The organism is Sphaerospermopsis sp. FACHB-1094, assembly GCF_014696195.1.
Taxonomy (GTDB): Bacteria; Cyanobacteriota; Cyanobacteriia; order Cyanobacteriales; family Nostocaceae; genus Sphaerospermopsis; species Sphaerospermopsis kisseleviana.
In genome coordinates this window covers 1-11065 of the sequence record NZ_JACJPT010000146.1, presented here as the reverse complement: position 1 = coordinate 11065, position 11065 = coordinate 1, and the positions used below count along the sequence as shown (strand labels likewise).

At 37.4% G+C, this 11065-nt stretch carries 15 protein-coding genes; 9 read left to right on the top strand and 6 right to left on the bottom strand.

Annotated elements, in window-relative coordinates; translation table 11 throughout:
- Positions 1 to 170 precede the first annotated feature (170 nt).
- Entirely contained in the window at positions 171 to 314 is a 144-nt protein-coding gene (locus tag H6F47_RS27625; RefSeq protein WP_206755163.1) for a hypothetical protein, read from the top strand.
- A 123-nt stretch (positions 315 to 437) separates the two neighbouring features.
- Here the strand turns inward: H6F47_RS27625 and H6F47_RS25010 are convergent, their stop codons facing one another.
- Together H6F47_RS25010 and H6F47_RS25005 are read right to left on the bottom strand one after the other, a co-directional pair.
- The gene (locus tag H6F47_RS25010) at positions 438 to 1301 is read right to left on the bottom strand and encodes an oxaloacetate decarboxylase (protein ID WP_190348475.1); all 864 of its coding nucleotides are present in this window, start codon (positions 1299 to 1301) and stop codon (positions 438 to 440) included.
- 140 nt (positions 1302 to 1441) lie between these two features.
- The gene (locus tag H6F47_RS25005; RefSeq protein ID WP_190348476.1) at positions 1442 to 1612 is read right to left on the bottom strand and encodes a hypothetical protein; all 171 of its coding nucleotides are present in this window, start codon (positions 1610 to 1612) and stop codon (positions 1442 to 1444) included.
- A 307-nt stretch (positions 1613 to 1919) separates the two neighbouring features.
- On the opposite strand from H6F47_RS25005, the gene H6F47_RS25000 reads away from it, so the two are divergent.
- From H6F47_RS25000 to H6F47_RS24985, 5 genes are all read left to right on the top strand, one after another.
- The gene (locus H6F47_RS25000) at positions 1920 to 3341 is read left to right on the top strand and encodes an aldehyde dehydrogenase family protein (RefSeq protein ID WP_190651502.1); all 1422 of its coding nucleotides are present in this window, start codon (positions 1920 to 1922) and stop codon (positions 3339 to 3341) included.
- 105 nt (positions 3342 to 3446) lie between these two features.
- On the top strand, positions 3447 to 3578 hold the full coding sequence (locus tag H6F47_RS28715) for a hypothetical protein (RefSeq protein ID WP_277877182.1): 132 nt from the start codon (positions 3447 to 3449) through the stop codon (positions 3576 to 3578).
- Between the two features lie 52 nt (positions 3579 to 3630).
- Positions 3631 to 5034, top strand: a complete 1404-nt coding sequence (hisS, locus tag H6F47_RS24995; protein WP_190651500.1) for a histidine--tRNA ligase — start codon at positions 3631 to 3633, stop codon at positions 5032 to 5034.
- 242 nt (positions 5035 to 5276) lie between these two features.
- Positions 5277 to 5525: a hypothetical protein gene (locus H6F47_RS24990; protein WP_190651498.1), complete on the top strand. Its 249-nt coding sequence runs from the start codon at positions 5277 to 5279 to the stop codon at positions 5523 to 5525.
- 73 nt (positions 5526 to 5598) lie between these two features.
- Complete coding sequence (locus H6F47_RS24985) at positions 5599 to 5997, top strand: nuclear transport factor 2 family protein (protein WP_096569686.1); 399 nt, start codon at positions 5599 to 5601, stop codon at positions 5995 to 5997.
- An 84-nt stretch (positions 5998 to 6081) separates the two neighbouring features.
- Here the strand turns inward: H6F47_RS24985 and H6F47_RS24980 are convergent, their stop codons facing one another.
- A complete protein-coding gene (locus H6F47_RS24980) occupies positions 6082 to 6546 on the bottom strand; it encodes a hypothetical protein (protein ID WP_137668625.1) in 465 nt (154 codons plus the stop codon).
- A 741-nt stretch (positions 6547 to 7287) separates the two neighbouring features.
- Between H6F47_RS24980 and H6F47_RS24975 the strand changes: the two genes are divergently transcribed.
- Positions 7288 to 7446: a hypothetical protein gene (locus tag H6F47_RS24975; RefSeq protein WP_190651496.1), complete on the top strand. Its 159-nt coding sequence runs from the start codon at positions 7288 to 7290 to the stop codon at positions 7444 to 7446.
- Here the strand turns inward: H6F47_RS24975 and ald are convergent.
- Positions 7399 to 8490, bottom strand: coding sequence for an alanine dehydrogenase (ald, locus tag H6F47_RS24970; protein WP_190348484.1), 1092 nt, complete (start codon positions 8488 to 8490; stop codon positions 7399 to 7401). The two genes, H6F47_RS24975 and ald, sit on opposite strands and share 48 nt — an antisense overlap.
- A 325-nt stretch (positions 8491 to 8815) precedes the next feature.
- Here ald and H6F47_RS24965 point away from each other — a divergent pair, with 325 nt between their 5' ends.
- Both H6F47_RS24965 and H6F47_RS24960 read left to right on the top strand, forming a co-directional pair.
- Positions 8816 to 8986 carry a chlorophyll a/b-binding protein gene (locus H6F47_RS24965; protein ID WP_096569692.1) on the top strand — a complete coding sequence of 57 codons (171 nt, stop codon included), beginning with the start codon at positions 8816 to 8818 and terminating at the stop codon, positions 8984 to 8986.
- Positions 8987 to 9253: 267 nt separating this feature from the next.
- On the top strand, positions 9254 to 9553 hold the full coding sequence (locus H6F47_RS24960) for a hypothetical protein (RefSeq protein WP_096572734.1): 300 nt from the start codon (positions 9254 to 9256) through the stop codon (positions 9551 to 9553).
- Between the two features lie 24 nt (positions 9554 to 9577).
- On the opposite strand, the gene H6F47_RS24955 is transcribed toward H6F47_RS24960, so the two are convergent.
- Both H6F47_RS24955 and H6F47_RS24950 read right to left on the bottom strand, forming a co-directional pair.
- Positions 9578 to 9883: a hypothetical protein gene (locus tag H6F47_RS24955; RefSeq protein ID WP_190651495.1), complete on the bottom strand. Its 306-nt coding sequence runs from the start codon at positions 9881 to 9883 to the stop codon at positions 9578 to 9580.
- 452 nt (positions 9884 to 10335) lie between these two features.
- Complete coding sequence (locus H6F47_RS24950) at positions 10336 to 10953, bottom strand: heme-copper oxidase subunit III (protein WP_190348486.1); 618 nt, start codon at positions 10951 to 10953, stop codon at positions 10336 to 10338.
- Positions 10954 to 11065: the final 112 nt, after the last annotated feature.

Below are 11065 nucleotides of genomic sequence, written 5' to 3'. Positions count from 1 at the left end.
CAGGTTATTTTCCTGTAAGGGCGAAGCATTCGGACGATAAATTATCAATTTTTATCACAGGTTATTTTCCTGTAAGGGCGAAGCATTCGGACGATAAATTATCAATTTTTATCACAGGCTATTTTCCGAATGCTTCGCCCCTACGACTCCTGACTCCTTGAACTGCAAAAGTGAGAAAATCTTCCCAAGTTGCTTCTACCCAAGTATCAGTGGGGATAGTTGTTAAAACTAAAGGAGAGTTAACCATAATTAATCATTGTATGCTGTTATTATTTAGTGTAACTCCAAAGATTGATAAATGTGGTGATAGTTAAAAGTTGATTTTTCCCAATCACCAATCACCAATCACCAATCACCAATCACCAATCACCAATCACCAATCACCAATCACCAATCACCAATCACCAATCACCAATCACCAATCACCAATCACTAACTTACTCTTTATACTTCTTTTCAACTTGCAAATATTGAGGAACACCCATCAAATTTTGAAAATCTTGAAAACCCATCAAACCCGATAAATTAGCTGTATTTCCCTGTTCTTTTAGATGTTGAAAACAATTACTCATTACTTCAGTGACAACCATCAGCGCAGTCAAGGGAAAAAAGACAATTTTAAAACCCAAACTTTGTAATTCTGCGGTTGTAATTTCCGGTGTTTTTCCACCTTCCACAATATTCGCAACTAAAGGAATATCAGGAAAAGAATCAGCAATAATTTCTAATTCTCTCACAGATTGGGGAGCTTCGATAAACAAAACATCTGCACCCGCATTAATATAAGATTTTCCTCGTTCAATAGCTGCTTCTAAACCCAACGGTGCGCGTGCATCAGTTCGGGCTATAATTACCAAACCACTATCACCACGAGCATCTACAGCAGCACGAATTTTTCCCGCGTGTTCCTCCATAGAAATAACTCGCTTACCTTCAAAATGACCACATTTTTTAGGCCATTCTTGATCCTCCAAAATTATCCCCGCTAAACCAATTTTTACCGCATCTTTTACCGTCCGCATCACGTTTAAAGCATTACCATAACCAGTATCACAATCAGCAATTAATGGTATATTAATTGATTGGGTTATTCTTCCCACACTATAGAACATTTCTGTAGCAGTGAGAAAACCATAATCAGGTAAACCCAAGGTAGAAGCAGCAATACCAAAACCGCTAGTAGCAGCAACTGTAAAACCCGTTTTTTCTACTAACTTCGCACTCAGACAGTCATAGACACCGGGAATAACAATAATTTCCGAACCTGCGAGTAATTCCCGCAATTTTTGAGAAGTAGACATCACCAAAATCATACAGTTAACATCTTTAATAATATCTTAATTTCACGGTTTAATAGATATTTTTCGTCAGTTATAATAATTTAAGGTAAAGGAATTTTCTCTGCAATTCTTCATGGTTGTTTTTGCATAATTTTGAGCATTTACTGAATGTTAGAAAAACTCAGATTAGCAAGATTAGCTTTTATTCCCAAACTTCGCAAATCAAAGTAAATCCGTAAACCACAGAAAATATCAAAACCTCCTCCCATCCCCCCAATGAGTAAGTTTTTGCAGTTAGCGATTTGGTTAAGGATAGGTAAATTTAAGTTCATATTTGTTTATGAAATAATAGTTGTCAATATCTACTATAAAATCTAATATTATTAGGACTTACGGAAGATGTGACTGAAAACCTTATTCTTGCGTAGGGGTAATTCATGAATTACCCCTACTTTCGTTCCCTTTTGCGTAAGTCCTGATTATGATAACCTAAAAACATAATACCCAGATCCCCGACTTCCTCAAGAAGTTGGGGATATATCCACTTTCTAACCTACTGACCATAATTTGAAGAATAAATAATTCTCTAGTCCCTAGTCCCTAGTCCCTAGTCCCTAGTCCTAGTCCCTGTTCCTGCCAATGACAAAACCCATAGAAGTCCGCAACCCCCGCACAGGTAAATTTGATTATGTCATCATTCCCCCACCCCCGAAATTGCTTTCTCAGCAATGTCATCGACTCCGTAGGGGACAAAATGCTTGGCAAGAAATCGGTATAGAAGGTAGAATTGAAGCATTAAAACAATGGAAACAAGCGATATTAACAGAACGCAAATTATTAACAGATGCCTTAGTCAATGATACAGGTAGATTAGCAACATCAATATTAGAAATAGACTCTTTTTTAAATAGCATTGATAGATGGTGTAATTTAGCTCCCCAGCTATTACAAGAAACATCCAAAAACACATCTATTCCCTTTATTGCTTTACATCAAACTGCTGTTCCTTACCCCCTAGTTGGTGTAATTAGCCCTTGGAATTTTCCCCTTTTATTATCTACAATTGATACAATTCCCGCCTTATTAGCAGGTTGTGCGGTGATAGTAAAACCGAGTGAACTTACACCCAGGTTTGTTGCACCTTTGATGACAAAATTAAATACAATTCCCCATTTAAGAGATGCCTTAAATTTTGTCGAAGGTGCAGGACAAACAGGAGCGGCTTTAATAGAAGAAGTAGATTTAATTTGTTTTACAGGTAGTGTAGAAACAGGAAGAGTAGTAGCAGAAACTGCCGCTAGAAACTTCATTTCCGCATACTTAGAATTAGGTGGAAAAGATCCCGCAATTGTCTTAGAATCAGCAGATTTAGATTTAGCAACTTCCGCAATTTTATGGGGTTCTGTTGTCAACACAGGACAATCATGTTTATCAATTGAAAGAATTTATGTAGCTGAATCTATATATGAAGAATTTTATCATTTATTAGTCACAAAAGCCCATCGTTTGCAACTAGCATATCCTACAATTGAAAGCGGAGAAATAGGACCAATCATTTCTGAAAAACAAGCAGCAATTATTAACGAACATTTAAAAGATGCCGTTGACAAAGGAGCAATAATTCACTGTGGTGGTAAAGTAGAAGAAATAGGTGGTGGTTGGTGGTGTCGTCCCACAGTAATCACCAACGTTCACCATTTTATGAAAATCATGAACGAAGAAACCTTTGGTCCAATTATGCCAATAATGCCTTTTTCTAGTATTGAAGAAGCCATAGATTTAGCCAATGATTCTATTTATGGATTGAGTGCTGCTATATTTGCAGAATCAGCAGAATTAGCATTAGAAATTGGAATGCAATTAGATGTAGGAGCTATTAGTATTAATGATGCCGGTTTAACAGCTATAATGCACGAAGGAGAAAAAAACGCTTTTAAATTTTCTGGTTTAGGAGGTTCGCGCATGGGTCCTGCTGGTTTAAAACGCTTCCTCAGAAAAAAAGCCTTTTTGATTAAAATGAACACCAGTAAAGATCCTTGGTGGTTTCATGATTCAGAATAGGTGACAGGTGACAGGTGACAGGTGATAGGTGATAGGTGATAGGTGATAGGTGATAGGTGATAGGTGACAGGTTACAGGTGACAGGTTACAGGTGACAGGTTACAGGTGACAGGTTACAGGTTACAGGTGACAGGTTACAGAAAGAAATCTAACAATTACCAATTACCAATTACCAATTACCAATTACCAATTACCAATTACCAATTACCAAAATCACGATGTGGTTCATTTACCTGAAAATAGCTGTAATTTAGTATCATAACTACTTATTCACCAACAAGGTAAAAGCATGGCAAAAAGCGACAAAATCAACTTTTCCACTCCTAGCGGTTTTCCCGAATTTCTTCCCAGCGAAAAGCGTCTCGAAGTATATTTATTAGATATAATTCGTAAAGTTTTTGAAAGTTATGGTTTTACACCCATTGAAACCCCAGCAGTAGAAAGGTTAGAAGTGCTGCAAGCAAAGGGAAATCAAGGTGATAATATAATATATGGTATTGATCCAATTTTACCACCAAATCGCCAAGCTGAAAAAGATAAATCTGGGGAAACAGGTTCAGAAGCAAGAGCTTTAAAATTTGATCAAACTGTTCCTTTTGCTGCTTATATTGCCCGGCATTTAAATGAATTAACTTTTCCCTTTGCGCGTTATCAAATGGATGTAGTTTTTCGGGGAGAACGAGCAAAAGATGGACGTTTTCGGCAGTTTCGCCAATGTGATATTGATGTTGTGGCTCGTGGTAAACTCAGTTTATTGTATGATGCCCAAATGCCAGCAATTATCACCGAAATATTTGAAGCTATTAATATCGGTGATTTTGTCATTCGCATCAACAACCGAAAAATTCTCACTGGGTTCTTTCAATCTGTAGGAGTCGCTGAAAACCAAATTAAAGCTTGTATTGGCATCATTGATAACTTAGAAAAAATCGGCGAAACGAAAGTTAAACAAGAGTTAGAAAAAGAAGGTATTTCTTCAGAACAAACAGAGAAAATCATTGAGTTTATCAAAATAGATGGTAGCGTTGATGATGTTTTAGATAAACTCAAATATCTAGGTTTAAACTTACCATCAGCCGAAGAATTTAATTTAGGAGTCAGTGAACTAGAAACCGTAATTAATGGAGTCAGAGATTTAGGAGTTGCTGATAAACGTTTCTGTATTGATTTATCTATTGCTCGTGGTTTAAACTATTATACAGGAACTGTTTACGAAACAACTTTAATTGGACATGAAGCTTTAGGTAGTATCTGTTCTGGTGGCAGATATGAAGAATTAGTAGGAATGTTTTTAGGGGAAAAAATGCCGGGTGTTGGCATTTCTATCGGCTTAACTCGGTTAATTAGTCGCTTGTTAAAAGCAGGGATTTTGAATACATTACCACCCACACCAGCGCAGGTAATGGTAGTGAATATGCAGGAAGATTTAATGCCTGTTTATTTAAAGGTATCACAACAATTAAGACAAGCAGGAATTAACGTTGTTACCAATTTTGATAAAAAACAATTGGGTAAACAATTTCAAGCCGCAGATAAACAGGGAATTAGATTTTGTGTGATCATTGGTGCTGATGAAGCAGCAGCGGAAAAATCATCACTCAAAGATTTACAAACAGGTGAACAAATAGAGGTAGCTTTAGCAAATTTAGCGGAAGAAATTAAACAAAGGTTAGGTATAATTACATCAGTGTAATAAGTACCTAAACCTTCGTTTATGCGCTTTTTACGTGGTTTATTCGACAAGTTGATGGGCTTTTTCCAACAAAATTAATAGCAATGTCCAGTATTTTAATTTTATTGGACATTGCTAAATAATGAACCACGAAAAAACGTTCACCAAAGGTGTTCCCGAAGGGTAGAACACGAAGAGAAGAAGATAGATAATCTTACGATGTAGATTACTATCTTGCCATCCCCTCAAAAGGTGTGTAACCTTTGAGTGGTGAAAATTGCAATAAGGTGGTTGTTACAGCAGTTTTCATATCTTTAGACCACATGTTGACGCGAAACCTAAATCAAAATGTGGTTTATTTACCTGAAAATAGCTGTAAATTATCAACGTGGGGTGAAACACCTGATGGGTATAACACTACACCCAATATTCACAAGATCAGAAATATAATAATTGATGAATTGATTCCTTTGGCTAGGTGTCAATTAATTAGGGCGATCGCACAACCATAGTAAAACTATCAAGTAAAACTATAACGGAACTGCGATCGCTTCTTTGATCAATTGATAATTGATAACAACATAAATGAAGAATACATCAGAAAACACTTTAAAAACTGCTCAACAAGCATTTGAGCATTTTAAACAAGGACTAGAAACCGGTGAATGGCAAAATTTTCTTGATATGCTTACCGATGATTTTACCTTTTGGTTTCCAATGGGTAAATTTCAAGGTTTAAATACAGGTAAAGAACGAGCAAAAGAATTTTTTGAATATGTTTCTGAAGCCTTTAAACCTGGACTAAAGCTAACTTCTTTAGACAACATTACCAGCAACGAAAAAACAGTTATTTTTGAATTTCGGGATGAAGGCAACTTATTAGGACAACCTTATAAAAATCGGGTTGCAGTTGCCTTTGATGTGCGTGGTGATAAAATTTGCAGCTACAGAGAATACTTTGGTAGTGATGGTAAATCGTATTAAAGTCATTAGTTATTAGTCATTAGTTATTATTCAAAAACTTTTCCTCCCCTACCTCCTCTCTTGACTCCTGACTCCTATTTAATATTAATTTTTCTCCGCATCTAAACCATTAATTTCTCGACATTTAACCTCAGCAGCTTGATAAGCATCCAAATATTTTTGATCACCTAACATTACATCCCCATAATATTCATAAGGTGCATCACCATAAATGGGTAAAGGATCATCTTCAGGATAATCTTCCTCTGATTCTTCAATAATTGCTTTTAGCTTTTTCACAGTCAAACTTTGGGCAGGAAAATACCAAATGTTCTCTGCTTTTCTTTTTAAATGAGGAAAAGTCGGATCAATAATTACATTTTCTAACTCAATCCAAGCGTGTTCAACAGGTTTGAATGGATGACCACTAAAAACTATAAAACCTTGAACATACTTTGCACCTTCGGTTGCTAAAACTGCTTTATAAGCATTATCAAAAGGTTTTTTCGCTTTACTTTTGATACTTTCGGCAACTTGCAAAGACAGTGATTCATCTAATAATTGATTCATGGTGACAATTATCTTCCTTTAATACAATCAACTCTATCATCTCTTAATTTTTGCTCTTGTAACCAAATTTTTATCAATTCATTAACAAGAGAAATATAAAAAAATAGATAAAAATTGCTTATATTTCGCCTTTAGCCGTTCTCTCGTCTCTCTTTCCCAGTATCCGACTAGGAATGCCATCATAGAGGCTCTGCATCTGCTATTATTGAAAGCAGAACCTTCCAGAATTAATGGGAGCATCCTTAACGGGTGACAAGACGGTTGAAGATGAGATGTGGCAATAATTTGAGAAAATAAGCGGGTAAAAAAATAGGGGCAAGGAAATGTATGCAATAGGTGGTTTCAATCCCTAATAGGGAGTAATTTGAATTGCAATTTGTATTTGAACCATCAAAAGGAATTAGACAGAGAAAATAATTTGTTTCAATCCCTAATAGGAGTAATTTGAATTGCAATTTATTAGCCAATGAAAGCAGAGGTTGGCAATATTTTAAGTTTCAATCCCTAATAGGGAGTAAGTAGGTAGGCGTTAAAATTTATCGTTATGGCAAGGCAAAAGGCAAGAGGGAAGAGACTTTCAGGGGATTTACCTTTTGTAACATACCTCGGTTTTTTCAAGCCGACTTACTTAATTTGAATTGCAATAGCAGGAGGCTGAAACCCAGTCTGTGTAAGGTGCGCGAGGGTCTAGAGAACATGAATAGCCTCAAAGTCAAGCCTATCAAGAGATACAGGCATTTTTTGACAACATCCATTTTTTACACCCACCCCCTCGCGCAAACACAAGAACAACAGCAACAGGCAAACTCTCAAAAAACTTATATCTGTCACCAGTCACCAGTCACCAGTCACCTATTTACCCAAGTCAGGAAAAACCTCTTGTACAGCGGGATGTACTAAACGATGATTTTTCACATTCAAACCTTTACCTAAAGCGGGGTTAACTTCTAAAGCTTTCACACCCAAATTAGCCAACTGCACAACATAAGGCAAGGTACTATTATTTAACGCTTGAGTAGAAGTCCAAGGTACAGCACCGGGCATATTAGGAACGCCATAATGTACCACACCTTCATCAATATATACTGGATTGGTGTGAGATGTGGCGTGTAATGTTTCCACACATCCACCTTGATCAACAGCCACATCCACAATTACCGAACCAGGACGCATTTGTTTCACCAATTCACGAGATACTAAAATAGGTGCTTTTTTACCTGGTATTAACACTGCACCAATTACCAAATCAGCTTCTTTAACTGCGGTTTCAATGTGGGCAGAATTGCTATAAAGTAATTCTACTCTAGAACCAAATAAAGTTTCTAAATAAGATAGCCGTTCTACATTGACATCTAAAATTTGTACTCCAGCACCCATACCTACAGCAATTTTAGCGGCTTCTGTTCCCACAACACCACCGCCTAAAATGACGACTTTACCAGGTTTAACTCCAGGTACACCGCCTAAAAGTACACCTCTACCACCTTGTTGACGTTCTAGAAATCTTGCCCCAAATTGTACAGCTAACCGACCAGCAATAATACTCATGGGCGTGAGCAAAGGTAGTCTATTTACTCCTGGTTGTTCTACAGTTTCATAGGCGATCGCACAAGTTCCAGCATCAATCAAATTTTCTGTTAATTGCCGATCAGCCGCTAAATGTAAATAAGTAAATAATAACAGGTCTTCTCGCAAAAACTTATACTCTGTTTTTAAAGGTTCTTTGACCTTAACAACCATCTCCCGATGCCATGTAGATTCTGCTGTATCAACAATTTTTGCTCCCGCACTACGGTAATCATCATCTGTAAATCCAGCACCATCACCAGCCATAGTTTCTACAAACACAGTATGACTGCTTTCCGTGAGAACCCGCACACTAGAAGGACTCAAACCCACCCGAAATTCTTGATCTTTAGTTTCTTTAGGTACACCGATTTCCATTTATTTATAACCTCTAATTAACCTCTAATAATTTTGGATTCACTATGATTCACTCTAGAGTGCAGTATTTGTTCCACTCCGTCCGTATTCAATCATTCAAAATTGCAAATTTAGCGATCGCTCCTCCCTTGACGAATCTTCCACAGTTCTTACAATAGATAAAGAAACATTAAAAATTGTAAAGCAAGGGTTTGTATCACGCTATCCAAGATTCTTGCATAAGAACTTGCATAAGAATCTCAAGCTCAAACCCCATCACTATTTCAGAAAAGACAGTTAAGTTTCGTTTGCCAATCACCATTTTTTCAGAGAGGAACTTTTGATCATGACACAACCACAACCAACCGTCACCCCCAAATTAGAAGAACCCAAGTTTGGATTCAACGAATATGCTGAACGTTTAAACGGTCGTGCAGCTATGATTGGTTTTATCTTAATGGTCGTGATTGAATATGTCACTAATCAAGGTGTACTTGCTTGGTTGGGTTTGAAATAGTTTCCACCACAAGCCAACGATTTCAGATGTAAGCTAGAAATTAGAAGAGTAAAAACCAGTTGGATCAACCAGCTGGTTTTAATTTATGGAAAAAGTAGCGCAATATCTGTATAAAGTATGGTATAGAGTATGGTGAATTACCCCACATCTATTTTGAACCCAGAAAACTATAATGTGAGATGACTTGATAGCTAGAAATGATAATTGAATAGCAATTGCGCTATTGTGGAACAATTTACAAGAAAAGTTAGCGGAAAGAAAGCTGTGATGAACGCTATATTACCTCGTTTTTTGAAGTCAGCCTACCGGAAAGAACCTATCATTAGTGTATTAGTTACAATGGGTATAGTAGATGCACTGATTGGGGGTTTAGATGATAGCTGGTCTTTATTCACCTTTGGTTTAGGAACAACAGTAGTAGCTTTAGCCTTTAAATTATGGCGGGTGCAGCAGCAACCCCCCATGCCAGAGGAAACTGTGGTGCAACATTATTTACCACCTCAACCCTCTACTCCACCATTACCAATCATTACAGTTTCCAAGAAAAAACCACGTCAAAATAATTGAAAATTGATAATTGATAATTGATAATTATGGATTAATGCAGAAGAAAGAGATAATTGTGAGCAATGAAGCAAGCAGGGGAGGTAAGAGATTTATTTCCTCTGGACGCACCCAAAAGAATATACCAACAGGAGTCAGCATTGCTAATAATTTAGCTGTTCTGGCTGCACTGCGATAGCGTAGCAACCCCAAAGCCAGCCAACATCCTACCACTTCTCCTATCCACCAGCCAAAAATCAGACCGATAAAAGGGGGTATAAATCCATCGAGAGTAGCATTTGGCATGAACATTTTGACATAACCAACACCTAAAAAATGACCTGGATACATCATAAGGCAGCCCCTATTAAACTACCTATACCTGCGGCTAGGTATCCATTCTTTTTATACTGATGCAAAGACATAATCTCAACTCAATTGTTCATGTTTTTATGCTGTGATTTAGATTCACAATCAATCAACATATTTCCGCAGGATACTTACAACCCACATTCCGCACCCCCCAGTGTCACAATCGGTAATTTCGGATTTTTGAAGACCTTTGAGGATAATTTTAATACAAAATGGTCTAAAGTTTAGGTAGCGATCGCCAATCTCAAATCCCCAAATGACCATTTTTCGTTGTGTGACAGTTTAGGGTGCGGAAGGTGGGTTACAATGAAACACAATGAAACAATTGTCAATTTTCCATTGTCAATTTTCCATTGTCAATTATCAATTGATAAAAAAACCCCCTGGATGGGGGACTGGAATTCAAGTGGAGTGAATAACCACAAAATAAATACCTACAGTAAATAGAGTAATCCGAACAAAATTATCCAGATTACGTCCACAAAGTGCCAGTATAATTCAGCGGCTTCTATCCCGAAATGATGTTCATTGCTATAGTGTCCGGGAGTACGCGATCGCCACAACACTGCCAAAATCGCTAAAACCCCGATGGTTACGTGCAAACCGTGAAAGCCGGTGAGAACATAAAACGCACTAGCGAAAAGATTGGTAGTTAAACCAAATTCCAGATGAGTATATTCATAAACCTGGCCTACCAAGAAAATCGCACCCATCAGCGCAGTAATAGCTAACCAAGTACGCATTCCCTTTTCATCATTCTTTTTGATGGCAGTATCAGCATTGTGCATGACAAAACTACTGGCGATCAAATTGATAGTATTCACACCAGGTAACAACAGTTCTAACTCTGGTGTACCTTCCGGTGGCCAGACAGGTAAGGTAGAACGGAAAGCTAAATAAGCACCGAACATACCCATAAAAATCATACCTTCAGCAATAAGAAACACGACCAAACCAAATAAACGATGATCTGGATGTGCTTCATGATGGGCATCTACAGCCCCATGACGATTTTGTTCAATGATCGTAGTGTTAGCTATTTGACTTTGCATGAATTTCTTATTTGGGAATTGGGAATTGGGAATTGGGAATTGGGAATTGGGAATTGGGAATTGGGAATTGGGAATTGGGAATTGGGAATTGGGAATTGGGAATTGGGAATTG

Bases quoted from the DNA above. Each gene is read 5' to 3' on its own strand.
- H6F47_RS25010 (WP_190348475.1), bottom strand. From the start codon at position 1,301: ATGTCTACTTCTCAAAAATTGCGGGAATTACTCGCAGGTTCGGAAATT.
- H6F47_RS25005 (WP_190348476.1), bottom strand. From the start codon at position 1,612: ATGAACTTAAATTTACCTATCCTTAACCAAATCGCTAACTGCAAAAAC.
- H6F47_RS25000 (WP_190651502.1), top strand. From the start codon at position 1,920: ATGACAAAACCCATAGAAGTCCGCAACCCCCGCACAGGTAAATTTGAT.
- hisS (WP_190651500.1), top strand. From the start codon at position 3,631: ATGGCAAAAAGCGACAAAATCAACTTTTCCACTCCTAGCGGTTTTCCC.
- H6F47_RS24985 (WP_096569686.1), top strand. From the start codon at position 5,599: ATGAAGAATACATCAGAAAACACTTTAAAAACTGCTCAACAAGCATTT.
- H6F47_RS24980 (WP_137668625.1), bottom strand. From the start codon at position 6,546: ATGAATCAATTATTAGATGAATCACTGTCTTTGCAAGTTGCCGAAAGT.
- ald (WP_190348484.1), bottom strand. From the start codon at position 8,490: ATGGAAATCGGTGTACCTAAAGAAACTAAAGATCAAGAATTTCGGGTG.
- H6F47_RS24965 (WP_096569692.1), top strand. From the start codon at position 8,816: ATGACACAACCACAACCAACCGTCACCCCCAAATTAGAAGAACCCAAG.
- H6F47_RS24960 (WP_096572734.1), top strand. From the start codon at position 9,254: ATGAACGCTATATTACCTCGTTTTTTGAAGTCAGCCTACCGGAAAGAA.
- H6F47_RS24955 (WP_190651495.1), bottom strand. From the start codon at position 9,883: ATGATGTATCCAGGTCATTTTTTAGGTGTTGGTTATGTCAAAATGTTC.
- H6F47_RS24950 (WP_190348486.1), bottom strand. From the start codon at position 10,953: ATGCAAAGTCAAATAGCTAACACTACGATCATTGAACAAAATCGTCAT.